The sequence below is a fragment of the Amaricoccus sp. genome (genome assembly GCF_017993425.1).
In the GTDB taxonomy this organism is placed as follows: Bacteria; Pseudomonadota; Alphaproteobacteria; order Rhodobacterales; family Rhodobacteraceae; genus Amaricoccus.
Genome location: NZ_JAGOMQ010000001.1, coordinates 56,499 through 79,104 on the forward strand (window position 1 = coordinate 56,499; position 22,606 = coordinate 79,104).

Here is a 22,606-nt window from a genome sequence, read left to right on the forward strand (position 1 = left end):
CCAGGCCGGAGCGCGCCGGGGCCCCAATTCCCGGGGATGCGCCAGCATCGGCCGCGCGGGCCTTGCCTCCGGCAGGCCCGCCGATGACCCCCTGAGATGTCCCGGGGCCAGGGCGCAAACGTCAACGCGCGGCGCTCCTCCGAGGGCGGCCCGGGGCTGCTACAACCGCTTCCGCCCCCGAGGGCGCCGGGGAAACGACAAGGGCCGCGCGATGCGCGGCCCTTCATTTCCGTCCGGCAGGGGCGCTCAGATGCCCGGCGACAGGGTCTGGCAGGTGGCCGCCTCGCGGGCGAGGCTGGCGCAGGCCTGCTCGGCGGCCTGCTGGCTCAGGCCGACGAACTGGGCGCGGTAGAGCGTCACGCCCTGCACCTTGCCCGCCTCGATCCGGCGCAGGCCCCCGTTGAGCGGCGGCAGGTCCTTGAGCGCCATGGTCAGCAGGTGCCGCTCGGCGTCGCCCTTGGAGCGGAACGCCCCGAGCTGCACGCCCCAGGCGTTGCCGCCCGTGCTGCCGCCCGCCACGTCGACCGGCTGCGCGTCGCCCTCGGCGACCGCCGCCGGGCGCGCCGGGGCGACGGCGAAGGTCGAGGGCGAGCCCTGCGCGCGCGAGACGATCGCCTGGCCCGCGCCGGGCCGCGGCGCCGGCCGGATCGTGCCGTCCGAGCTCGCGACGACCCGCGGGCCGGCGGCCAGATCGGCGTTCACCTCGGCGATGGCGGTGGCGATGCTCTGGTTGGTCCGCGCGATCGCCGCGTCGCGGTCGGCGCCGAGGCCCATCCAGCGCGGCATCGGCCGGCCGCTCGTCGCCGGCGCGCCGGCGCCCGTGCTCCGCGGCGCCGCGGCGATCTCGGGCTCGGCGGCGCTCGCCACCTCCATCCCGACGACGCCGACCGGCACCCCCGAGGTCGAGGCCCGCGTCACCCGCTGCTCGGCCCCGAGCACCCGGCCGCCGTCGGCGACCAGCGCAGGCGCGTCGCCCGGCCGCAGCGGCGCCGGCCGCGCCACCTTCGCCCGGCTCGGCATCTTGGCGAAGCCGAGGTCCATCAGCCGCATCACCTCGGCGTTGCGCGCCGCCGTCGACTTGCCGCCGAACATCGCCACGATCACCCGCTCGTCGCCGCGCTCGGCCGAGGAGACGAGGTTGAACCCGGCCGCCCTGGTGTAGCCGGTCTTGATCCCGTCCGCGCCCGGATAGGCGTCGAGCAGGCGGCGGTTGGTGTTCTGCACCGTCGCGATCCCGGCCGAGGTCGAGATGCGGCCGAAGATGTTGTAGTACTGCGGGAAGTCGTAGAAGAGCCGCCGGCCGATCTCGGCCATGTCGTGCGCGCTCGAATAATGCCCCGGCGCGGTCAGCCCGTTCGCATTGGCGAAATGGGTGTTCTTCAGCCCCATCGCCGCGGCGTACTGGTTCATCCGGTCGGCGAAGGCGGGCGTCGAGCCGGCGACCGCCTCGCCGAGCGCCGTGGCGGCGTCGTTGGCCGACTTGATGGCGGCGGCGCGAATCAGGTAGCGCAGCTCGATCTTCTGCCCGGGCTTCAGCCCGAGCCGCGACGGCGGCTCCGAGGCGGCGTGCTCCGAGATCGTCACCTTCTGGTCGAGCGACAGCCGCCCGCGCTTCACCTCGTCGAAGACGATGTAGAGCGTCATCATCTTGGTCAGCGACGCCGGGTGCAGGCGCGTGTCGGCGTTGACCGCCTGGATCGCCTTGCCGTTGCGCGCGTCCATCACGTAGGCGGCGTATTCCTGCGCGCGGGCGGACGTCGTCGCGAGCACCAGAAACGCCAGCGCGACCCCGCGCGAGAGGTTACGGATCATCTCACTGCCCTCCGGCGCTTCCGCGCCACTTGCCTCAGGGTTTGCAAACGCTTGAGAGCGCCCGCTTAATTTTGCGTTAAGCTAGCACGCCGAACCCCGGTCGAAAACACCTTTGTCGCCCGCGCCGCCGCTTGCCGCCGCGGCGTGGCCGCCAGGCCGCGGCGGGTTTTTTGCCGCACTGCAACATCACATCTTGACGCAGTGCAGCATGGCTCCTATCTACCAGCCATGACGAATACCGCTACGAGGAGAATCGCAATGAGCACCGCCCGCGCCGCCAAGGCCGCCCCCGTCGAGACCGCCAACGCCGTGTTCCAGGATGCGACCGCCAAGGTCGAGTCGCTGGTCGCCGAGTCGCAGAAGAACCTCACCGAGCAGTTCGAGAAGTTCTCGAAGGGCTTCGAGGGCTTCACCGCCTTCGGCCAGGAGAACGTCGACGCGCTCGTGAAGTCGTCCGAGCTGGCCGCCAAGGCCGCCGAGGGCATCGGCTCCGAGATCGCCGCCTACTCGAAGAAGGCCTTCGAGGACGGCGTCGCCGCCGCCCAGGACTTCGCCGCCTCCAAGACCGTGTCCGAGCTCTTCGAGAAGCAGACCGCCTTCGCGCAGTCGACCTTCGAGGGCTTCGTCGCCCAGTCGACCAAGATGAACGAGATCATCGTCGCGGCGACCAAGGACGTGACCGCCCCGCTCGGCGCCCGCGTCACCGCCGCCTCGGAGAAGTTCAAGAGCTTCGCGCTCTGAGCCATCCCGGACATCGTCCGTCGGCAAAGGGGGCCTCGGCCCCCTTTTCTGTTTCCGCGGTTTCGATATAGTGGAGTAGAGCCGAGGGCCACGACCCCTTCGCCGGCGTCCCTCAAGCATTCTGTCGAAGTCCAGGCCGATGTCGGATTCCACCAAGCCCGGGAGCGAGGTCCTCACCAAGACCCGCGCCAAGACCCAGCGCCCGCCGCTCTACAAGGTGATGCTGCTCAACGACGACTACACGCCGATGGAGTTCGTCGTGCACGTGCTCGAGCGTTTCTTCGGCATCAACCACGCCCAGGCGGTCGAGATCATGCTGACCGTACACCGCAAGGGCCTCGCCATCGTCGGCGTGTTCTCCTTCGAGATCGCCGAGACCAAGGTGACCCAGGTGATGGACTACGCCCGCCGCAACCAGCATCCGCTGCAATGCACCATGGAGCGCGAGTAGGCCTTGTCGCGCACCGATCGCGCCGCCGCCGCGCTCCTCTCGGGCGAGCTTCCCGTCCCCGCCGCGGGCGACGTGCTGGTCATCCGCGCCGTCGGCCCCGCGCTGGCCGAGGCGCTGCCGCGCGAGCGGCTGCTCTTCGAGCAGAGCTTCAAGCCCGCCCATGACGCGCTCGCCGCCGCCGGCCTGCGGGTCACGCTGCGCGCCGCCGGCCCCGCCGCCATGGGAATCGTCACGCTCACGCGCTCGCGCGCCGAGAACCTCGGGAACCTCGCCCGCGCCTTCGCGCTGACGCCCCCCGGCGCGACCCTCGCGCTCGACGGCGCCAAGACCGACGGTGTCGACAGCCTCGCCCGCCAGGTCGGCGCCGTGCTGCCGCTCGCCGGCTCCTTCGCCAAGGCGCACGGCAAGGTGGTCTGGCTGACCCGCCCGGCCGATCCGCCCCCCGAGGTCGCCGCCTGGGCCGCCGCGGCCGAGCCCTCCCGCAATGCGGCAGGCTTCCTGACCGCGCCCGGCCTCTTCTCCGCCGACGCCCCCGACCCCGGCAGCCGCCGCCTCGCCGAGGCGGTCGCCGGCCGGCTCTCCGGCCGCGTCGCCGACCTCGGCGCCGGCTGGGGCTGGCTCGCCGCGCAGGCGCTCGCGACCTGCCCGGGCATCGTCGCGCTCGACCTCTTCGAGGCCGAGGCCCGCGCCCTCGACTGCGCCCGCGCCAACGTCCCCGACCCGCGCGCCGCCTTCCACTGGGCCGACGTCCCGCGCCTCGCCCGCCGCGACGGCCCCTTCGACGCGGTGCTCTGCAACCCGCCCTTCCACGAGACCCGCGCCGCCGACCCCGCCCTCGGGGCCGCCTTCATCGCCGCCGCCGCCCGCCTCCTCCGCCCCGCCGGCCGGCTCTTCCTCGTCGCCAACCGCCAGCTCCCCTACGAGTCCGCCCTCGCCGCCGGCTTCGCCCGCGTCGAGAAGCTCTCCGAGGAAGGCGGCTTCAAGCTCTACCTCGCCGACCGCCCCCGCCGCGCCTGAGGGAGCATGTCGGCGGCACGCGCGCGAGGTCCGTCCCGCGACGGCGCCCGCCGGGTGACATGCGCATGTCACCCGGCTCGACGCGGAGCGGCAGCGGCGGGGACAGCGGAACCTCGAAGTGAGTCACATGGCGCCGAGAAATGCGGCGCTGATAACGATGCAATGATTTTCACCTTATATATTCAAATTATTTCAAAATATATTTGCGCGCAATTCCACTATACACCAAAAAATCGCGTTTCAGCCCAACCCCTTTTGACCATCTCCCGGATCAAAACGGATAATCGGGTAAATCGCAGCCAGCCCCCTTTCTCTTCCCCGCCGAGGAGCCACCTTCCCGACGGCTCCGCGGACAAGCCTGTGTATAACTTTTAAACCCAAACAATCCCGACAACTCGACCAGCGTCGCACCTGTGCGACATTCGCCCCCGCGTCAGCCCGGCCGCCGGCCGCCTTGCACGAAGGCCGGAGGCCGTGCATCCTCCGCACTCTTCCGAGGTGGGCGCGTCCATGTCCGATCCCCTCGCCGCCCGCGCCGCGCTGCGCGAGAACCTCCGCCTCGTGGCGAGCCTCGGGGTGACGGTGACCTACCACCAGGCCGCCCGCGGCGTCGGGCTCGCGCCGCCCCATGTCATCCACAGCGTCAGCCAGCTGCTCGAGGCGCTGATGGAGGAGGACGCCGCCGCGAGCGTGCCCTTCATCGCCGCCCTCGTCGTCAGCCGCGCCCGCCAGGGCCTGCCGGCGCTCGGCTTCTACGAGACCGCCGCCCGGCTCGGCCGCTTCGCCGGCGACCCCTTCGGCGAGGAGGCCGTCGCCTACCACGCCGCCGAGCTCGCGCTGGCCACCGCCTACCACGCCGCCCCCTGAGCGGCTCCCGGCCGGAAGCGCCCCCGCCCGGAACCCCGGCCGGCGCCCGGCATTTCCCCCTCGCCAACCTGCGGGCGCGGCGGTAGGGACGGGGGCCGCCGCCCGCGTCGCGTCCTCGCGTCGCGCGGCCGCCAGCCCGAAGGAGAGAGGCCGTGTCGCGCGGGCCCACGTTCACCACCGGCTCGACGATGCGCCACGTCTCGGTCATGACGCTGACCAGCGCCATCGGGCTCACCTTCATGTTCCTGATCGACGCGGCGACGCTCTTCTGGGTGTCCCGCCTCGGCGACGAGCAGCTGGTCGCCGCCCTCGGCTTCGCCTGGACGGTCACCTTCTTCATCATCAGCTCCGGCATCGGCATGGCGATCGCCGCCACCGCGCTGGTCAGCCGCGCCCTCGGCGCCGGCGAGATCGCCCGGGCGCGCGAGACCGCGACCACCTCGCTCGCCATCACCTTCGCGGTGCAGGCCGTCGTCGCCCTCGTCATCGTCCTCCTGCGCGACCCCCTCCTCGCGCTGGCCGGCGCGACCGGCGAGACCGCCGAGCTCGCCAGCCACTTCCTCCTCGTCACCACGCCCGCCGCGCCGATCATGGCGATGGGGATGACCGGCTCCGCCACGCTCCGCGCGGCCGGCGACGCCTGGCGCTCCATGTCGGTGACGCTCGCCGCCGGGATGCTCGCCATGGTGCTCGACCCGGTCTTCATCATCCTGCTCGACTTCCGGCTCGAGGGCGCGGCCTGGGTGATGGTGATCGCCCGCGGCAGCTCCGGCCTCCTCGCCATCTGGTATCTCTGGCGCGTCCACCACCTGCTCGCCCGGGTCTCCCTCCGCGAGACCCTCGACTACGTCCGCCCGTTCTTCTCGATCGCCGCGCCGGCGAGCGCCACCCAGCTCTCCGCGCCCTTCGGCAACGCCATCCTGACCACGCTGATCGCCGCCCACGGCACCGGCGCCGTCGCCGGCTGGGCGGTGGTCACAAGGATGACCGTGCTCGCCTTCGGCGGCATCTTCGCGCTCTCCGGCGCGATCGGCGGCATCCTCGGCCAGAACTACGGCGCGGGCCTCCTGCCCCGCGTCCGCCGCGCCTACCGCGACGCGCTGGTGTTCTGCGGCATCTACACCGGCGTCACCTGGCTGGTGCTCTTCCTCCTGCGCGAGCCGATCATCGCCGTCTTCCGCCTCGGCCCCGAGGGCGCCGAGGTGTTCCACGCCTTCGTCGGCCTCGCCGCCGGCGGCTTCGTCTTCGCGGGCGCGCTCTTCGTCGCCAACGCCGCCTTCAACACCCTCGGCCGGCCGCTGCTCTCCACCGCCTTCAACTGGACCCGCGACGGCCTCGCCATGGCCCCGCTCGCCTGGGCGATGTCGCGCGCCCTCGGCGCCCCCGGGGTGATCTACGGCCAGGCCCTCGCCGGCGTCGTCGTCGGGGCCGTCGCCGCCTGGACCGGCTGGCGCTTCGTCTCGAGCCTCCGCCCCCGCGCCCCCCGCCCCGATCCCGAGGCCGCCAGCCCGGAGGCCGCCGACTTGGAAAGCGCCGCGGCGCGCTTACATCAGGCCTGATCCCGACATCCGAGAGGCAGACGCACCATGTTCAGCCTGTTCAAGAAGGCCGAGATGCCCGCCCCCGGCGCCGCGCTCCCCGGCCGCCCCGACCCGATCCCGACCGCCCGCACGCATTTCCTCTCCGACCGCCCGCTCAAGGGCCCGCACCCCGAGGGCCTCGCGCAGGCGATGTTCGGCATGGGCTGCTTCTGGGGGGTCGAGCGGCTGTTCTGGAAGCTGCCCGGCGTCTGGGTCACCGCGGTCGGCTACGCCGGCGGCGCCACCCCGAACCCGACCTATCAGGAGGTCTGCACCGGCGGCACCGGCCACAACGAGGTCGTGCTCGTCACCTACGACCCGGCCCGGATCAGCTTTGATACCCTGCTCAAGGCGTTCTGGGAAGGCCACGACCCGACGCAGGGGATGCGCCAGGGCAACGACCACGGCACCCAGTACCGCTCCGGCATCTACGTCTTCGACGCCGCCCAGCGCGCCGCCGCCGAGGCGTCGAAGGCCGACTACGCCCGGCGCCTGCGCAAGGCCGGCTACGGCGCGATCACCACCGAGATCCTCGACGCGCCGCCCTTCTACTACGCCGAGGACTACCACCAGCAGTACCTCGCCAGGAATCCCGGCGGCTATTGCGGCCTCGGCGGCACCGGCGTCAGCTGCCCGATCGGCGTCGGCGCCGGCGCTTGACCGCATACCCGCCTCCAGATAAATCAACGGCTTAACGAATTTTCACGCGTGAACACCTCGCGCGTGAGCAAGGGGGAGAGGGGCGGGTGGCGCTTTATCACGTCCTGACGGCGCTCGCCGGCGAGCGCGCGGCCGAGGCGCTGGCCGAGGCGCTCGAGGCCCTCGACCCGGTCGCCACCGAGACGCGCGACCACGACGACGACAGCGGCCTCTGGGACGTCGGCGCGCATTTCGCCGCGCCGCCCGACCGGGCCGCCCTCGCCCTCCTCGCCCATCTCCACGGCGCCCCCGATTTCACGGTGGCCCGCGTCGACGACCGCGACTGGGTCGCGCAGGTCCGCGCCGAGCTCACCCCCGTCGCCGCCGGCCGCTTCGTGGTCTTCGGGGGGCACGACCGCGAGCGGATCCCGCCCAATCGGATCGGACTGGAGATCGAGGCCGCGCAGGCCTTCGGCACCGGCCACCACGCCACCACCCAGGGCTGCCTGATCGCGCTCGACCGCCTCGCCCGAAGCGGCTTCGCGCCGCGCCGGGTCGCCGACATCGGCGGGGGGACGGGGGTGCTCGCCATGGCCGCGGCGGCGCTCTGGCGGGCGCCGGCGACCGCCGGCGACATCGACCCGCTGGCCACCGAGACGGCGCGGGCGAACATCGCCGCCAACGGCTTCCGGCAGGGGATCGGCTGCGTCACCGCCGCGGGCTTCCGCCACGCGCGGCTGACCGGGCGCTACGACCTCGTCTGCGCCAACATCCTCGCGGCGCCCCTCAAGGCGCTCGCGCCGCAGATGGCCGCGCATCAGCCCCCGGGCGGCGTCGCCGTCCTGTCGGGGCTGCTCACGCGGCAGGCCGCGGGCGTGCTCGCGGTCTATCGGGGCTGGGGATACCGGCGGGTCGACCGCGTCCCGATCGGGGACTGGACGACCCTGGTCCTGCGCCGCGCCTGAGCTTCGGCCTGAGCCTCAGCGGCGGGCGAGCGCGTCCGCCACGTCGGCGATGTCGCCGCGATGCAGGCCGATGTCGGCCAGCTGCTGGTCGGACAGCTGCGACAGCGCCCGCGCGGTCGCGGTGGTCTGCCGCCAGGCGACGACGGCGTCGATGGCGCGCTCGAAGATCGAGACGACGCGGAAGGCGGAAACGGAGCCGAGCGGGGTCGCGCGGTTGAGATCGATGACGGACATGGTTCCAGGCTTTCGGAGTTCTGGCGGCGCCTCCCTGGCGCTCACCGTTGCCGAGGATTTAGGCAGTCCGGCGGTTCCGGACAATCGCCATTTCCGAATGCCCGCCATGCACGGCAAGCAAGAGGATTAATCGCCGCTGTGCGCCCGGCGCCACGCCGCCCCGATTCGCCGCCGTGGCGGCAGGTTTGGCTTGGCGAATGTTCGCGCTTCGTGCTAGCCCTTGCGCAAGGGCCGGAACAGGCCGCGAGCAGGAACGGCCACAGGACATGCGCGTCATCGGGATCGACCCGGGCTTGCGCCGCACCGGCTGGGGCGTCGTCGACGTCCTCGGGGTCCGCCTCGTCCATGTCGGCAACGGCGTCTGCCTCTCCGAGGGCGACGACCTCGCCACCCGCCTCGCCAGCCTGCACGCCCAGCTCGCCGCCGTGCTGGCGCGCTTCGCCCCCGACGCCGCGGCCGTCGAGCAGACCTTCGTCAACAAGGACGCCGCCGGCACGCTCAAGCTCGGCCAGGCCCGCGGCATCGCGCTCCTCGTGCCCGCCCAGGCCGGGATCGCCGTCGCCGAATACGCGCCCAACGCGGTGAAGAAGGCGATCGTCGGCGTCGGCCATGCCGAGAAGACCCAGGTCCAGCACATGGTCCGCCTCCAGCTCCCCGGCGTCGCGCTCGCCGGCCCGGACGCGGCGGACGCGCTCGCCATCGCGCTCTGCCACGCCCACCACGCCCGCTTCGGCGGCCGGCTCAACGCCGCCATCGCCCGGGCCGCCTCGGACCGGACGGGCGCGCGATGATCGGCAAGCTCACCGGCCGGCTCGACTACCGCGGGCTCGACCACGTCCTCCTCGACGTCGGCGGCGTCGGCTACCTCGTCTACTGCTCCGACCGCACGCTGGCGCGGATGCCGCCCCCCGGCGGCCCGGTCGCGCTCTACACCGAGCTCCTCGTGCGCGAGGACCTCCTCCAGCTCTTCGGCTTCCTGACGCTGGCCGAGCGCGAATGGCACCGCCTGCTCGTCTCGGTGCAGGGCGTCGGCGCCAAGGCGGCGCTCTCCGTCCTCGGCGCGCTCGGGGCCGACGGCCTCTCCCGCGCCCTCGCCCTCGGCGACGCCGGCGCGATCAAGGCCGCCCCCGGCGTCGGCCCGAAGCTCGCCCAGCGCATCGTGCTGGAGCTGAAGGCGAAATCCCCCGGCATCATCGCCCTCGGCGCCGCCGGCGCCCGCGTCCCCGCCGCGCCCGAGGCCGGCGCGCCCGCCGCCGCCGCGCCGCCGCCCGCCGACGAGGCCGGCGCCGCGGCGACCGCCGAGGCGCTCTCCGCCCTCGTCAACCTCGGCTACGCCCCCGGCGAGGCCGCCGCCGCCGTCGCGGAAGTCGCCGCCGATGGCGCGTCCGAGACCCCGGCCCTCATCCGCGCGGCGCTGAGGCGCCTCGCCCCGAAGGCGTGACAGATGACAGCGATTTCAGAATACCATAATAATTACAATATCTTGACTATGCTATCACGCGTGTTAGCCCGCGCGCGACCGATCCTTGGCGCGGGCCCCGCCTGATGGCCGACCCCGACCCGACCCTCCGCCCGGACCCGCTCCCCGAGGACGCCGACCGCGCGCTCCGGCCGCAGACGCTGGCCGAGTTCATCGGCCAGAAGGCCGCCCGCGCCAACCTCGCCGTCTTCATCGAGAGCGCGCGGCGCCGCGGCGAGGCCATGGACCACACGCTGTTCTACGGCCCCCCCGGCCTCGGCAAGACCACCCTCGCCCAGATCATGGCCCGCGAGCTCGGCGTGAGCTTCCGCATGACCTCCGGCCCCGTCCTCGCCCGCGCCGGCGACCTCGCGGCGATCCTCACCAACCTCGACGCCCGCGACGTGCTCTTCATCGACGAGATCCACCGCATGAGCCCGGCGGTCGAGGAGATCCTCTATCCCGCGCTCGAGGACTTCCAGCTCGACCTCGTCATCGGCGAGGGCCCGGCCGCCCGCACCGTCCGCATCGAGCTGCAACCCTTCACGCTGGTCGGCGCCACCACCCGCCTCGGCCTGCTGACCACGCCGCTCCGCGACCGTTTCGGCATCCCGACCCGGCTCGAGTTCTACGACGTCGACGAGCTGGTCGCGATCGTCACCCGCGCCGCCCGCCTGCTCAAGGCCGACGCCACCCCGGACGGCGCCCGCGAGATCGCGCGGCGCGCCCGCGGCACCCCGCGCATCGCCGGGCGGCTGCTGCGCCGCGTCGTCGACTTCGCCATCGTCGAGGGCGAGGGCCGCGTCACCCAGCCCGTCGCCGACGCGGCGCTGACCCGGCTCGGCGTCGACGACCTCGGCCTCGACGGCGCCGACCGCCGCTACCTCACGATCATCGCCGAGAACTACGGCGGCGGCCCGGTCGGCGTGGAGACCCTCGCCGCCGCGCTCTCCGAGGCCCGCGACGCCATCGAGGAGGTGATCGAGCCCTTCCTGCTCCAGCAGGGCCTCATCCAGCGCAGCCCCCGCGGCCGCCTCCTCGCCGCCCGCGCCTGGCGCCACCTCGGCCTTCCCGAGCCCAAGCCCGCCGCCGCGCCGCCGCGCCTGCCGGACCTCTTCGAGGAGGGCTGATCCCGAGTCCGGCGCAGCGCAGCGCCTCCAAAACCTGCGAACCACGCTTCATTGGCCAGAAACCGGGCCGCGCCTCAGCTCGGCTCCCCGAACCGCCCCGAGACCAGCGCGCACAGCGCCTCGGCGAGCGCGGCCGCCTCGGCGCCCTCGCAGCGGACCTCGATCGAGGTGCCCTTGGCGGCGGCGAGCATCATCAGGCCCATGATCGAGTCGCCCGAGACCTCCATCCCGTCCCGGCTGACATGGGCCTGCGCGTCGAAGCGCTCCACCGTCTCGACGAACTTCGCCGAGGCGCGCGCGTGCAGGCCCTTGTCGTTGACGATGTCGATGACGATCTGCACCGCTCCTCCCGAGGCTCGGGACGCTCAGAGGGCGATCGGCAACCGGTCGGGACCGAGCCCTTCGACGGAGTTGATGTATTTGCGGCCCGCGGTCAAGGCCGTGGCCACCGCCTCGCGCAGCGGCAGCCGCCGCGCCTTGGCGAGCTTGACGAGCAGCGGCAGGTTGGCGCCGTAGACCACCATGCGGTTCGACTCGCGACAGGCCTCCATGGCGAGGTTGGACGGCGTGCCCCCGAACATGTCGGTCACCACCACCACCCCCTCGCCGTCGTCGACCGCGCGGATCGCCGCGTCGATCTCGTCCTGCTTGGTCGTGCAGTCGTCCTCGGCGCCGATCGCCACGGCCACCGTGCCGGGATGCCGGCCGACGACATGCTCCATGGCGGCGAGGTACTCGCGCGCCAGACCCCCGTGGGCCACTATAACGATTCCGATCACGCCCCGCCCGCTCTCTGAACCAGCGCCGTATCCGCCGTCCGCTCCAGATCCCGATGCTGAATAGACACCTGCCATCCATCCTGCGCAAGCGATTTCGCCAGCGCCTCCGTCACCGCCACAGACCGATGCTTGCCGCCCGTGCAACCGAGCGCCAGGCCGAAATAGGATTTGCCCTCCGCCCGGTAGGCGGGCAGCAGGAACCGCAGCATGTCGATCAACCTGCCGTAGAACGCCGCATAGACGGGGTCGGCCTCGACATAGGCGGCGACCTCCGGGTCGCGGCCGTCGCGCGCCCGGAGCGCCTTGTCCCAGTGCGGATTGCGCAGGAAGCGGCAGTCCATGACCATGTCCGCCCCGCGCGGCAGCCCGCGCGGATAGGCGAAGGACTGCAACGTCACCGCCAGCCCGGCGGCGTCGGGCGGCGCGAACCAGCGCGCCAGCTCGGCCTTCAGCTCGTGGACCGTCATCGCCGAGGTGTCGATCAGCACGTCCGCCCGCGCCTTGAGCGGCGCGAGCTGCGCCGCCTCGCGCTCGATGCCGACATGCGGCGACTCGTGCGGGCTCGAGGGATGCCGCCGCCGCGTCTCGCTGTATCGGTCGATCAGCACCGGCGCGGCGCAGTCGACGAAGACCAGCACCGGGCGACAGCCCGGCCGCGCGCCGATCTCGTCGAGCAGGCCGGTCAGCGCCGCCACGTCGAACTCGCGGGTGCGCGGATCGACCCCGACCGCGAGCGGCCGCGCCACCGGCGGGCCGGCGACCAGCCGCGGCATCAGCGACAAGGGCAGGTTGTCGATGGCCTCGAAGCCGAAATCCTCGAGCGCGCGGATCGCCGTCGAGCGCCCGGCGCCCGCGGGCCCGGTGACGACGACGATATCCTGCCCCGCCCCGGGGCTGATGGAGGGTTCCACGCGGTTCGCCTTCGCTTCGGGCCGTGGCCTGGCTAGCGAGCCCGGCCTGACCGGAGCATTTGCACCAAAGTTGCGTCGAGATTGGGGACGCCGCGCCCGGAGATCAACTCGATTTCCACGCCATGGTAACCGAAATGACGCGAATGTGGCATCCGGGCCGCGGCCTCGGCGTCGAGATCGACCGCGAGGACGAGCGCGGCCTCCGCAAGCGCCTCGGCGCGCAGGATGCCGACGCCCCGCGCCTCGATCATCCCGCGAAGCGCCGCCGGCGCCGTCGCCACCAGCGCCGCGCCGCGCCGCGCCAGCGCCACCCGGTCATCCGCGACCAGCCGGGCGCCGAGCGCCATCATCCGCAGCGCGAGCCCCGACTTGCCCGACCCGGAGGCCCCGAGGATCAGCAATCCCCTCTCCTCCAGCGCGACCGCCGAGGCGTGGAGGATCGCCGGCGCGTCCGCGCGACTCATAAGATTGCGCGCCGGACCGTCTGCACGTGGCCCGACCGGTTTCCCGCGATGCGAAAAAATGCGAACATCGATCCCAACACGGACAGTCACGATCACCCCGCCGAATATGACATTGATGCGGCGTTAACTCCAAGTGCCCGGGCCCGGGCCGGCCGCGCCGTGGTATAGATGGAGCCGCCGCAGGCGTTTGCGCCTGCGAATGAGCCCCGGCGGGGACCGGGCTCCAGGGCGATGTGCAGTTCGGCCGCCGGCCGGTAAGGGAGTTTGACGGGGATGACCATGGGAACGCGGGTTTCGCCTGTGGCGAGCGGACTGGCCGAGGCGGGACGCCTGCACTGGAACCTCACCGAGCCGGCGCTGATGCAGGCCGCCGTCGCGCGGGGCGAGGGCCAGATCGGGCAGGGGGGCGCGCTCCTCGTCTCCACCGGCAAGCACACCGGCCGCAGCCCCAAGGACAAGTTCGTCGTGCGCGAGCCCGGCGTCGAGGCCCATGTGTGGTGGGAGAACAACGCCCCCCTCTCGTCCGAACATTTCGACCTGCTCCACGCCGACATGCGCGCCCACGCCCATGACGCCGAGCTTTACGTCCAGGACCTCTACGCCGGCGCCGACCCGGCGCACCGGCTGAACGTCCGCGTCATCACCGAGCTCGCCTGGCACGCCCTCTTCATCCGCCACCTGCTGCGCCGCCCCGACGCCGCCGAGCTCGAGGGCTTCGTCCCCGGCTTCACCATCCTCAACTGCCCGAGCTTCAAGGCCGACCCGGCCCGCCACGGCGTCCGCTCCGAGACGGTGATCGCCATCTCCTTCGAGCAGAAGCTGGTGCTGATCGGCGGCACCGCCTATGCCGGCGAGAATAAGAAATCCGTCTTCACCGTGCTGAACTACCTCCTGCCGGAGAAGGGCGTCATGCCGATGCACTGCTCGGCCAACCACGCGCCCGGAAACCCCGACGACGTCGCGGTGTTCTTCGGCCTCTCCGGCACCGGCAAGACCACGCTCTCCGCCGATCCCGGCCGGGTGCTGATCGGCGACGACGAGCACGGCTGGTCCGACGACGGCACGTTCAACTTCGAGGGCGGCTGCTACGCCAAGACGATCAACCTCTCGGCCGCCGCCGAGCCGGAGATCTACGCGACCACCCACCGCTTCGGCACCATCGTCGAGAACATGGTCTACGATCCCCGGACCTTCGAGCTCGACTTCGACGACGACAGCCTGACGGCCAACACTCGCTGCGCCTACCCGCTCGAGGCGATCTCCAACGCCTCGCCGACGGGCCGCGGCGGCCAGCCGAAGAACATCGTCATGCTGACCTGCGACGCCTTCGGCGTGCTGCCGCCGATCGCGCGGCTCACCCCGGCGCAGGCGATGTACCACTTCCTCTCCGGCTTCACCTCGCGCGTCGCCGGCACCGAGCGCGGCGTCACCGAGCCGACGCCCACCTTCTCGACCTGCTTCGGCGCGCCCTTCATGCCGCGCCGCCCCGAGGCCTACGGCGCGCTGCTCCGCGACCGGATCGCCGCGGCGGGCGCGGATTGCTGGCTCGTCAACACCGGCTGGACCGGCGGGGCCTACGGCGCGGGCAAGCGGATGCCGATCAAGGCGACCCGGGCGCTGCTGACCGCGGCGCTGAGCGGCGAGCTGGGCGGCGTCGAGTTCCGCCGCGACCCGGTCTTCGGCTTCGAGATCCCGGTCGACGTCCCCGGCGTCGACGCCCGCCTCCTCGACCCGCGCTCAACCTGGTCCGCCCCGGAGGCCTACGACGCCCAGGCGGCGAAGTTGGTCGCGATGTTCGTCGAGAACTTCGCCCAGTACGCGCCCCACGTCGGCGACGACGTCCGCGCCGCCGCGCTCCGCGCCGCCTGACCCGAACGCCCCGCCCCCGAAGGGGCCTGGCTCCAGCACCGGTCGACTCGCGCGACCGGGGCTGATTTTCACATCGCTCCTGCCGCGGGACAGGTTTCGGCTCGACCGGTTGCTTCTCGTCTTGGCAGAGACTATCTTACTCTCGTCTTACCGAGAAGATCTCCCATGCGCGATCCCGAGCGTCTGACCACGGTCGTCTCGACCAAGGGTCAGGTCATCCTGCCGAAGGCCGTCCGCGAGCGGCGGGACTGGGCCGCCGGGACGCGGCTGGTGGTCGAGGACACCGCCGAGGGCGTCCTGCTCCGGCAGGCGCCCGCCTTTGCGCCGACCCGGCCGGAGGACGTGTTCGCCATGCTCCCCGCCGCCGGCGCGCCGAGGTCGGTCGAGGAGATGGACGCCGCGGTGATGCGGGAAGCGGCGCGCCGTGCTCGCGATTGATACGAATGTCGTCGTCCGCTACCTGACCGGCGACCACCCCGAGCAGGCGGCGCGCGCCCGCGCCCTCGTGGACGGCGCGCCGGTCTTCGTGCCGGTGACGGTGGCGCTCGAAACCGACTGGGTGCTCCGCAGCGCCTACGGCTACCGGCCCGCCGAGGTGGCCCGCGCCCTGCGCGCCTTCGGCGGGCTGCCGGGCGTGTCGCTGGAGGACGCCGATTCCGTCGCGGCGGCGCTCGACCTCGCCGGGCAGGGCATGGATTTCGCGGACGCGCTGCATGTCGTCCGGTCCGGCCTTTGCGACGGCTTCGCAACCTTCGACCGGCGGCTGGCCCGGGCGGCGGCCGAGGCGGGGCTCACTTCTGTCCGCGAAGCCTGACGGCCCCCCAAAAGCAAAAGGCCTGCCGGGCGGCAGGCCTTTCGGTTCGTCCGTCGACCGGGAGCGTCAGGCCCCCGCGGAGCGGCTCAGAGCGCGCCTTCGCGCTGCAGCTTCTTGCGCGCCAGCTTGCGCGCGCGCCGGACGGCCTCGGCGCGTTCGCGCGCCTTCTTGACCGACGGCTTCTCGAAATGCTGCTTGAGCTTCATCTCGCGGAACACGCCTTCACGCTGAAGCTTCTTCTTCAGCGCGCGCAACGCCTGATCGACGTTGTTGTCACGAACCATCACCTGCACGGGTAGTCACCACCTTTCAGCATGAGTTTCGAATTTCGGCAGGAGCGCGCTATATAGAGGAGCGCGCCGCGACTGTCCACCCGCGGCGGGGGGGAAAGCGAAGGAACCGAGGGCGATGCCGACAGCCGATCCCGAGACCGACAGCGCCGGCCTCACCGACCGCGTCGCGGAGGTCCGCGCCGCCACCCTCGCCTGCGCCCTCCCCCACGTCCCCTTCGACGGCTGGAGCGACCGCACGCTCGCCGCCGCGGTCGCCGACGCCGGCGTCGACCCGGCCCTCGCCCGCCTCGCCTTCCCGCGCGGCGGCGTCGACCTGGCCCTCGCCTGGCACGACGCCAACGACGCCGCGCTCGCGGCCCGCCTCGCCGCCGAGGACCTGCGCGGCCTGCGCTTCCGCGACCGCGTCGCCCATGCCATCGCGCTGCGGCTGGAGCTCGTCGAGCCCCACCGCGACGCCGTCCGCCGCGCCGCCGCCCTGCTCGCTCTCCCCCACCACGCCGCCGACGGGGCCCGCGCGATCTGGCGCACCGCCGACACGATCTGGACCGCGCTCGGCGACGCCAGCCGCGACGCCAGCTGGTACACCAAGCGCGCCACGCTCTCCGCGGTCTGGTCCTCGTGCCTGCTCTACTGGCTCGGCGACACGACCCCCGGCGCGACCGCGACGACCGAGTTCATCCACCGCCGCATCGCCGACGTGATGGCCTTCGAGGAGCTGAAGTCGCGCATCCGCAAGAACCCGGTCGCCGCCCGGGTGCTCGACGCCCCGGGCCGGCTCCTTGACCGGGTCCGGGCCCCCGCCCATACTCGCCCCCCCGACCTTCCCGGCCGCCTGCGCCGCGACTGAGCGGGCAGAGCCGCCGGACGGAAGGAGAGGGGAATGGCCCTCGGCAAGAGCATCGCCACCTGGGTCGACGGCCGCTGGCACGACGGCGACCTCAAGGTCATGCGCGCCGCCGACCACGGCGCCTGGCAGGGGACGCTGGTCTTCGACGGCGCCCGCGCCTTCGAGGGCGTGACCCCCGACCTCGACCGCCACTGCGCCCGCATCGTCCGCTCCGCGGCGGCGATGGGCATGGAGGCGCCCGTCGCCGCCGACGAGATCGCGGAGATCATCCTGGAGGGCGTGGCGCGCTGGCCCGCCGGCGCCCAGCTCTACCTCCGCCCGATGATGTGGTCGCAGGCCTGCTCGGCCTCCTTCGTCGATCCGCTGCCCGGCTCGACCGCGTTCGTGGTCTGCATCGAGGAGATCCCGATGGGGACGCCCGGCGCGCCGATGGCGCTGACCGTCTCGCCCTTCCGCCGCCCGCGCCCCGACATGGCGCTGACCGAGGCCAAGGCCGGCTGCCTCTACGCCAACAACGGCCGCATCGTCTCCGAGGCGCGCAAGCGCGGCTTCCACAACGCGCTCTCGCTCGACGTCGAGGGCCACGTCGCCGAGACCGCGATGACCAACGTCTTCATGGTCCGCGACGGCGTCGTGCTCACCCCGGTCCCGAACGGCATGTTCCTCGCCGGGATCACCCGCGCCCGCGTCATCGACCTGCTGCGCGCCGACGGGGTCGAGGTGGCGGAGACCGCGCTCACCGTGGCGGACTTCGAGCAGGCCCACGAGATCTTCGTCACCGGCAACGCCAACAAGGTCATGCCCGCCACCCGCTTCGAGGCCCGCGAGTTGCCCTCCGCCGCGATGGCCGCGCACGCCCGCGCCCTCTACTGGGACTTCGCCCACCAGACCCGCAAGGCGGCGTGAGCCCCGTGCCCGCCTCCGGGTCCCCGGCCGAATCCCCCGCCCTCCCGGAGACCATGCGCGTCGTCGAGATCTCCGCGCCCGGCGGCCCGGAGGTCCTGCGCCCGGCCCGGCGCCCCGTCCCGGTCCCCGGCGCCGGCGAGATCCTGATCCGCGTCCGCGCCGCCGGGGTGAACCGCCCCGACGCGCTGCAGCGCGCCGGCGCCTATGCCCCGCCGCCCGGCGCCTCCGACCTGCCCGGCCTCGAGGCCGCGGGCGAGGTGGCCGCGGTCGGCCCCGGCGGCGGCCGCTGGCGGGTCGGCGACGCCGTCTGCGCGCTCCTGCCCGGCGGCGGCTACGCCGAATACGTCGTCACCCCGGCCGACCACGCCCTGCCCGTGCCGGCCGGCCTCTCCATGGAAGAGGCCGCCGCGCTCTGCGAGACCTTCTTCACCGTCTGGCACAACGTCTTCGAGCGCGGCCGCCTGCGCGGCGGCGAGACCTTCCTCGTCCACGGCGGCAGCTCCGGCATCGGCACCACGGCCATCCAGCTCGCCGCGGCCCGCGGCGCCCGGGTCTTCGCCACCGCCGGCTCGCCGGAGAAATGCGCCGCCTGCGCGGCGCTCGGGGCGGAACGCGCCATCGACTATCGCCGCGAGGACTTCGTCGCCGTCGTCGCCGAGGCGACCGGCGGCCGCGGCGTCGACCTGATCCTCGACATGGTCGGCGGCGACTACCTCGCCCGCGACGTCCGGGCGCTGGCGCTCGAGGGCCGGCTGGTGATGATCGCCTTCCTCGGCGGCCCCAAGGCCGAGCTGAACTTCGCCCAGGTGATGACGAAACGCCTCACCCTCACCGGCTCGACCCTGCGCCCGCAATCCGTCGAGGCCAAGGCCCGCATCGCCGCCGCGCTCGAGGCCGAGGTCTGGCCCCTCCTCGCCTCGGGGCGCCTCGCCCCCGTCATGGACCGCGTCTTCCCCCTCGACGAGGCCGCCGCCGCCCATGCCCGCCTGGAAAGCTCCACCCACATCGGCAAGATCGTCCTCGCCGTCGCCTGAGCCCGCCACCGCATCGCCCGGGGAGCGGGGCGCGCCGGGCTCCGACCCCCGCCGACGGCCCCCCACAGCCGGGCCAAAGCGATGCCGGCGCATCCGGGCAGCCGGCAGGACGCTCATCCGAGGCGAGCCATGCTCCCGCCACCCCGGGCGTCAACGGAGCATGAAAAAATGGCAAGCCGGATTCCAGCCGGATTCCAGCCCCGATTTTCCCAAGCTTTCCAGACCGATGCCGCCCGTCCCGCCGCTCACGCCAGCGAAAGCCCGCCATCGACGTCCAACACCTGCCCGGTGACGAACCGCGCCGCCGGCGACAGCAGGAACGCCGCCGCCTCCGCCGCCTCCGCCCAAGGCTCTTCCCCCCCGAGCGGCGCCGCCGCCTCCAGCGCCGCGACCTTCTCCTCCGCCTCCTCCCCGCCGATCACCCGCCCCGCCGGCCGGGCGGTGGCGAGCGCGTTCACCCGGATCCCGTGCGGCGCCAGCGCCAGCGCCAGCACCCGCGACATCTGGTCCAGCGCCGCGCAGCTCGTCGCCCAGGCGATCAGCTCCGGCGGCGCCCGGCGGGCATGGATCGAGCTGAGGTTCAGGATCGCCCGGTCCGCCGGCCCCGGCTCCTCGGCGGCCCCGAGCTCGATCATCCGCCGCGCGACGATCTGGCAGAGCCACAGCGTGGCCGAGACGTTCTGCGCCAGCGAGGCGTCGAGCCCGTCGCCCTCGTGGCTGAGCGGGTCCGACACCGCGACGAGCGGATTTGCGTTCACCAGCAAGTCGATGCCGTCATGGGCGTCCATCGTCGCCGCCATCAGGTTCGCCATCCCGAGCTTGCCGCGCAGATCGCCCGAGAACGACGCCGCCCGCCCCGGCAGCCCCTCCGCCGTCAGCAGGCGAAGCTCCACCCCGAGCCGCGCCTCGTCCGGATCCGCCAGCATCACCGAAGCGCCCGCCGCCACCAGCCGCCGCGCGATGGCGAGCCCGACGCCCTGCGCCGCGCCGGTGACGATGGCCGACCTGCCCGACAATCCCGCTGGCATCCCCGATCCTCCTCGGCCGCCCGGCGCTCGCCCGGCCGAGCCTAGCCGAGGCCCCGCCCCGACGCGAGAGGGGGCGACGGACTGCCGGCGCCGACAGGCCGAGCGCCTCGGCCCCCGCCCCGACGCGAGAGGGGGGCGACGTCCGGGAGCGGCCATTGACTTCGCCCGGCCTGCGGCCGAGACGGCGGGGACGTGCAGGAGGAAGTGACCATGCCCGCCCGACCCGAGGTGCTCGAGTTCCTCGCGACCCGCCGCTCGCGCCCGCCGAAGCTGATGCGCCCGCCCGCCCCCGACCGCGACGAGCTCCTCGCGCTGCTGACGCTGGCGACGCGGGTCCCCGACCACGGCAAGCTCGAGCCCTGGCGCTTCGTCGTCCTCTCCGGCGCCGGCCTCGCCCGCTTCGCCGCCGCCATCCGCGCCCGCGCCGCCGAGACCGGGCAGGACCCCGCCAAGGGCGCCGGCTCCTTCGAGGAGGCGCCCCTGGTGGTCGCCGTCGTCGCCGTCCCCCGCGACGCCCCGAAGATCCCCGAGATCGAGCGCACGCTCTCCGCCGGCGCCGTCTGCCTCGAGCTCCTCAACGCCGCCCTCGCCTCCGGCTGGGCCGCCACCTGGCTGACCGGCTGGCCGGCCTACGACGCCCCCTTCCGCGAGGCCGCGCTCGGCCTCGCCCCCGGCGAATGGATCGCCGGCTTCGTGCATATCGGCAGCTCGGACGCCGCCCCGCCCGAGCGGCCGCGCCCCGACGTCCCCGCCCTCGTCACCTGGATGGACGGGTGAGCCTTGTCGTCGACCTCGGCCGCGCCCTCGGCCAGCTCGGCGACCCGCGCTTCCGCTCGGTGCTCTGGCGCGCCGTCCTGATCGTGCTCGCCGCCTTCGCGGCGCTGCTCCTCGGGCTCCTGCAGCTCGCCGGCTGGCTGCTGCCCGACGCGGCGACGCTGCCCTGGATCGGCGAGGTCCGCTTCCTCGACGACCTCGCGCTCTGGGGCGTCGCCGGCCTCGCCCTCGTCGCCTCGGTCCTCCTGATGGCCCCGGCGACCGCGGCGGCGGCCGGCTTCTTCCTCGACGACGTCGCCGGCGCCGTCGAGGCGCGGCACTACCCCGCGCTGCCCCCCGTCGCGGCCGCGCCGCTCGCCCGCCAGGCCCGCGACGCCGCGCGCTTCCTCCTCCTCGCCCTCCTCGTCAATGCTGCCGCCTTCGCCGCGGCGCTCGCCCTGCCGCCGCTCGCGCCCTTCCTCTTCTGGCTCGTCAACGGCTACCTGCTCGGCCGCGAATATTTCGGCCTCGTCGCCGCCCGCCGCCTGCCCGAGGACGCCGCCGGGGCGCTCCGCCGCCGCCACGCCGCCCGTCTCTGGCTCGCCGGCGCCGCCATGGCGGCGCCCCTGTCCGTGCCGATCCTCAACCTCTTCGTCCCGATCGTCGGCGTCGCGGTCTTCACCCACCAGTTCCACCGCCTCGCCGGCGACGCCGCCTTCCGCTGACGAACCTCGCCCCGGACTTCGCCATTGCCGCCGCCCCCGCGCGCCCCTATAAGGCTCGCCGGGCGCCCGTAGCTCAGCTGGATAGAGTGCTGCCCTCCGAAGGCAGAGGTCACAGGTTCGAATCCTGTCGGGCGCGCCACCTCCCACCCTCACCCCGGCCCGAACAGGCTCAGCTGCCGCGGATCCCGCGGCGGCGGGCGGAAGCGGGTTGCGTCGAGCGGCGGGCCGCGGCGGTCGAGGCCGAGGCGGGCGCGGGCGAGGCGGAAGCGGCGGGCGATCAGCTCGGCCTCCACCCCGGCGCCGGTCATGCGCTTGCCCCATTCCGGATCGTAGTCGCGCCCGCCATGGAGCGCCCGCACCCCCGACATCACCCGGGCCGCGCGCGCCGGATAGGCCTCCTCCAGCCACTCGCGGAACAGCCCCGCCACCTCGCGCGGCAGCCGCAGCGCCACGTAGCTCGCCATCGTCGCGCCCGCGTCGCGCGCGGCCGCGAGGATCGCCTCGATCTCGGCGTCGTTGAGGCCGGGGATCACCGGCGCGACCATCACCCGCACCGGTACGCCCGCCGCGGCGAGCGTGCGGATCGCCGCCAGCCTCCGCGCCGGCGCCGGGGCGCGCGGCTCCATGGCGCGGGCGAGCCGCGGGTCGAGGCTCGTCACCGACACGCCCACCGCCGCGAGCCCCCCGCGCCCCATCTCGCCGAGGATGTCGGCGTCGCGCTCGACCAGCGCGCCCTTGGTCACCACCGAGACCGGATGCGCGCAGTCGCGCAGCACCTCCAGCACGCCGCGCATGATGCGCATCCGCTTCTCCACCGGCTGGTAGGGGTCGGTGTTCGTTCCGATCGCGATCGTCGCCGGCCGGTAGCCCGGCCGCGCCAGCTCCGCCGCGAGGAGCCGCGGCGCGTCCGGCTTCGCCAGCAGCTTCGTCTCGAAGTCGAGCCCCGGCGACAGGCCGAGATAGGCATGGCTCGGCCGGGCGAAGCAGTAGATGCAGCCGTGCTCGCACCCGCGATAGGGGTTGATCGAGCGGTCGAACGGAATGTCGGGCGAGCTGTTCCGCGCGATCACCGTGCGGCTCGCGTCGATCGCCACCTCGGTGCGGAAGGGCGGCAGCTCCTCCGCGATGTCCCAGCCGTCGTCGACCGCCACGCGCGCCTCCGACTCGAAGCGCCCGCTGCGGTTCGACACCGCGCCGCGAGCCCGCCTGCGCGCCGGGTCCGGCCGATCCGATTCGTCGCCGATCATGGCCCGAGTCTAGAACAAAAACGGAACATCCACCAGCGTGC

Annotated in this window: 27 protein-coding genes and 1 tRNA gene; 19 read left to right on the forward strand and 9 right to left on the reverse strand. The window is 73.3% G+C overall.

The genetic code is table 11. The features are described from left to right. Window positions 1-246: 246 nt before the first annotated feature. Window positions 247-1,812: a D-alanyl-D-alanine carboxypeptidase gene (locus KBB57_RS00245; RefSeq protein ID WP_290744993.1), complete on the reverse strand. Its 1,566-nt coding sequence runs from the start codon at window positions 1,810-1,812 to the stop codon at window positions 247-249. A gap of 258 nt (window positions 1,813-2,070) precedes the next feature. On the opposite strand from KBB57_RS00245, the gene KBB57_RS00250 reads away from it, so the two are divergent. The 7 genes from KBB57_RS00250 (at window position 2,071) to KBB57_RS00280 (ending at window position 8,072) form a co-directional block, all read left to right on the forward strand. Beyond that, a complete protein-coding gene (locus tag KBB57_RS00250) occupies window positions 2,071-2,553 on the forward strand; it encodes a phasin family protein (protein WP_290744996.1) in 483 nt (160 codons plus the stop codon). A gap of 139 nt (window positions 2,554-2,692) precedes the next feature. Next, a complete protein-coding gene (gene clpS / locus KBB57_RS00255; RefSeq protein ID WP_290744999.1) occupies window positions 2,693-3,004 on the forward strand; it encodes an ATP-dependent Clp protease adapter ClpS in 312 nt (103 codons plus the stop codon). A gap of 3 nt (window positions 3,005-3,007) precedes the next feature. After that, a complete protein-coding gene (locus KBB57_RS00260; RefSeq protein ID WP_290745002.1) occupies window positions 3,008-4,021 on the forward strand; it encodes a methyltransferase in 1,014 nt (337 codons plus the stop codon). A gap of 510 nt (window positions 4,022-4,531) precedes the next feature. Then, window positions 4,532-4,888 carry a hypothetical protein gene (locus KBB57_RS00265; protein ID WP_290745005.1) on the forward strand — a complete coding sequence of 119 codons (357 nt, stop codon included), beginning with the start codon at window positions 4,532-4,534 and terminating at the stop codon, window positions 4,886-4,888. A 152-nt stretch (window positions 4,889-5,040) separates the two neighbouring features. Beyond that, on the forward strand, window positions 5,041-6,447 hold the full coding sequence (locus tag KBB57_RS00270; RefSeq protein WP_290745010.1) for an MATE family efflux transporter: 1,407 nt from the start codon (window positions 5,041-5,043) through the stop codon (window positions 6,445-6,447). 27 nt (window positions 6,448-6,474) lie between these two features. After that, window positions 6,475-7,128 (forward strand): peptide-methionine (S)-S-oxide reductase MsrA, encoded by a 654-nt coding sequence (msrA, locus tag KBB57_RS00275; protein WP_290745013.1) that lies wholly within the window; start codon window positions 6,475-6,477, stop codon window positions 7,126-7,128. Window positions 7,129-7,214: 86 nt separating this feature from the next. Beyond that, window positions 7,215-8,072: a 50S ribosomal protein L11 methyltransferase gene (locus KBB57_RS00280; protein WP_290745016.1), complete on the forward strand. Its 858-nt coding sequence runs from the start codon at window positions 7,215-7,217 to the stop codon at window positions 8,070-8,072. A gap of 15 nt (window positions 8,073-8,087) precedes the next feature. Here KBB57_RS00280 and KBB57_RS00285 read toward each other — a convergent pair whose 3' ends face one another. Further along, the gene (locus KBB57_RS00285) at window positions 8,088-8,306 is read right to left on the reverse strand and encodes a DUF1127 domain-containing protein (RefSeq protein WP_290745019.1); all 219 of its coding nucleotides are present in this window, start codon (window positions 8,304-8,306) and stop codon (window positions 8,088-8,090) included. 266 nt (window positions 8,307-8,572) lie between these two features. On the opposite strand from KBB57_RS00285, the gene ruvC reads away from it, so the two are divergent. The 3 genes from ruvC to ruvB all read left to right on the forward strand — a co-directional run bounded on the left by ruvC (window position 8,573) and on the right by ruvB (window position 10,895). Then, window positions 8,573-9,097: a crossover junction endodeoxyribonuclease RuvC gene (ruvC, locus tag KBB57_RS00290; protein WP_290745021.1), complete on the forward strand. Its 525-nt coding sequence runs from the start codon at window positions 8,573-8,575 to the stop codon at window positions 9,095-9,097. Then, window positions 9,094-9,747 (forward strand): Holliday junction branch migration protein RuvA, encoded by a 654-nt coding sequence (gene ruvA / locus KBB57_RS00295; RefSeq protein ID WP_290745023.1) that lies wholly within the window; start codon window positions 9,094-9,096, stop codon window positions 9,745-9,747. Before ruvC ends, ruvA begins: the two co-directional genes overlap by 4 nt. 104 nt (window positions 9,748-9,851) lie before the next feature. Beyond that, on the forward strand, window positions 9,852-10,895 hold the full coding sequence (ruvB, locus tag KBB57_RS00300) for a Holliday junction branch migration DNA helicase RuvB (RefSeq protein ID WP_290745026.1): 1,044 nt from the start codon (window positions 9,852-9,854) through the stop codon (window positions 10,893-10,895). 74 nt (window positions 10,896-10,969) lie between these two features. Here ruvB and KBB57_RS00305 read toward each other — a convergent pair whose 3' ends face one another. From KBB57_RS00305 to KBB57_RS00320, 4 genes are read right to left on the reverse strand one after another with little or no spacing between them, the layout of a single operon-like run. Further along, window positions 10,970-11,236 (reverse strand): HPr family phosphocarrier protein, encoded by a 267-nt coding sequence (locus KBB57_RS00305; protein WP_290745029.1) that lies wholly within the window; start codon window positions 11,234-11,236, stop codon window positions 10,970-10,972. A gap of 24 nt (window positions 11,237-11,260) precedes the next feature. Next, a complete protein-coding gene (locus KBB57_RS00310) occupies window positions 11,261-11,674 on the reverse strand; it encodes a PTS fructose transporter subunit IIA (protein WP_290745031.1) in 414 nt (137 codons plus the stop codon). Then, entirely contained in the window at window positions 11,671-12,585 is a 915-nt protein-coding gene (gene rapZ, locus KBB57_RS00315) for an RNase adapter RapZ (protein ID WP_290745034.1), read from the reverse strand. Before rapZ ends, KBB57_RS00310 begins: the two co-directional genes overlap by 4 nt. A 32-nt stretch (window positions 12,586-12,617) precedes the next feature. Beyond that, the gene (locus tag KBB57_RS00320; protein WP_290745038.1) at window positions 12,618-13,049 is read right to left on the reverse strand and encodes a serine kinase; all 432 of its coding nucleotides are present in this window, start codon (window positions 13,047-13,049) and stop codon (window positions 12,618-12,620) included. Window positions 13,050-13,322: 273 nt separating this feature from the next. On the opposite strand from KBB57_RS00320, the gene KBB57_RS00325 reads away from it, so the two are divergent. From KBB57_RS00325 to KBB57_RS00335, 3 genes are all read left to right on the forward strand, one after another. Then, entirely contained in the window at window positions 13,323-14,918 is a 1,596-nt protein-coding gene (locus tag KBB57_RS00325; protein ID WP_290745041.1) for a phosphoenolpyruvate carboxykinase, read from the forward strand. Between the two features lie 165 nt (window positions 14,919-15,083). Next, window positions 15,084-15,356 (forward strand): AbrB/MazE/SpoVT family DNA-binding domain-containing protein, encoded by a 273-nt coding sequence (locus KBB57_RS00330; protein ID WP_290745044.1) that lies wholly within the window; start codon window positions 15,084-15,086, stop codon window positions 15,354-15,356. Further along, window positions 15,343-15,732: a type II toxin-antitoxin system VapC family toxin gene (locus tag KBB57_RS00335; protein WP_290745047.1), complete on the forward strand. Its 390-nt coding sequence runs from the start codon at window positions 15,343-15,345 to the stop codon at window positions 15,730-15,732. The genes KBB57_RS00330 and KBB57_RS00335 overlap by 14 nt, the downstream gene beginning before the upstream one ends. 86 nt (window positions 15,733-15,818) lie before the next feature. Here the strand turns inward: KBB57_RS00335 and rpsU are convergent, their stop codons facing one another. Then, complete coding sequence (rpsU, locus tag KBB57_RS00340) at window positions 15,819-16,025, reverse strand: 30S ribosomal protein S21 (protein ID WP_290741819.1); 207 nt, start codon at window positions 16,023-16,025, stop codon at window positions 15,819-15,821. Between the two features lie 115 nt (window positions 16,026-16,140). Between rpsU and KBB57_RS00345 the strand changes: the two genes are divergently transcribed. From KBB57_RS00345 to KBB57_RS00355, 3 genes are read left to right on the forward strand one after another with little or no spacing between them, the layout of a single operon-like run. Further along, complete coding sequence (locus KBB57_RS00345; RefSeq protein ID WP_290745050.1) at window positions 16,141-16,872, forward strand: COQ9 family protein; 732 nt, start codon at window positions 16,141-16,143, stop codon at window positions 16,870-16,872. Window positions 16,873-16,905: 33 nt separating this feature from the next. Beyond that, complete coding sequence (locus KBB57_RS00350) at window positions 16,906-17,778, forward strand: branched-chain amino acid aminotransferase (protein WP_290745053.1); 873 nt, start codon at window positions 16,906-16,908, stop codon at window positions 17,776-17,778. Between the two features lie 53 nt (window positions 17,779-17,831). Beyond that, window positions 17,832-18,812, forward strand: a complete 981-nt coding sequence (locus tag KBB57_RS00355; protein WP_290745055.1) for an NAD(P)H-quinone oxidoreductase — start codon at window positions 17,832-17,834, stop codon at window positions 18,810-18,812. 245 nt (window positions 18,813-19,057) lie between these two features. Here KBB57_RS00355 and KBB57_RS00360 read toward each other — a convergent pair whose 3' ends face one another. Continuing rightward, window positions 19,058-19,828: an SDR family NAD(P)-dependent oxidoreductase gene (locus tag KBB57_RS00360; protein WP_290745057.1), complete on the reverse strand. Its 771-nt coding sequence runs from the start codon at window positions 19,826-19,828 to the stop codon at window positions 19,058-19,060. 222 nt (window positions 19,829-20,050) lie between these two features. On the opposite strand from KBB57_RS00360, the gene KBB57_RS00365 reads away from it, so the two are divergent. The 3 genes from KBB57_RS00365 (at window position 20,051) to KBB57_RS00375 (ending at window position 21,457) form a co-directional block, all read left to right on the forward strand. Then, window positions 20,051-20,617, forward strand: coding sequence for a nitroreductase family protein (locus KBB57_RS00365; RefSeq protein WP_290745060.1), 567 nt, complete (start codon window positions 20,051-20,053; stop codon window positions 20,615-20,617). Further along, a complete protein-coding gene (locus KBB57_RS00370; RefSeq protein ID WP_290745062.1) occupies window positions 20,614-21,318 on the forward strand; it encodes an EI24 domain-containing protein in 705 nt (234 codons plus the stop codon). The genes KBB57_RS00365 and KBB57_RS00370 overlap by 4 nt, the downstream gene beginning before the upstream one ends. Before the next feature lie 62 nt (window positions 21,319-21,380). Next, window positions 21,381-21,457: transfer RNA gene (locus KBB57_RS00375), tRNA-Arg, on the forward strand. Window positions 21,458-21,467: 10 nt separating this feature from the next. Here KBB57_RS00375 and KBB57_RS00380 read toward each other — a convergent pair. Then, entirely contained in the window at window positions 21,468-22,565 is a 1,098-nt protein-coding gene (locus KBB57_RS00380) for a PA0069 family radical SAM protein (RefSeq protein WP_290745064.1), read from the reverse strand. Between the last annotated feature and the right edge of the window lie 41 nt (window positions 22,566-22,606).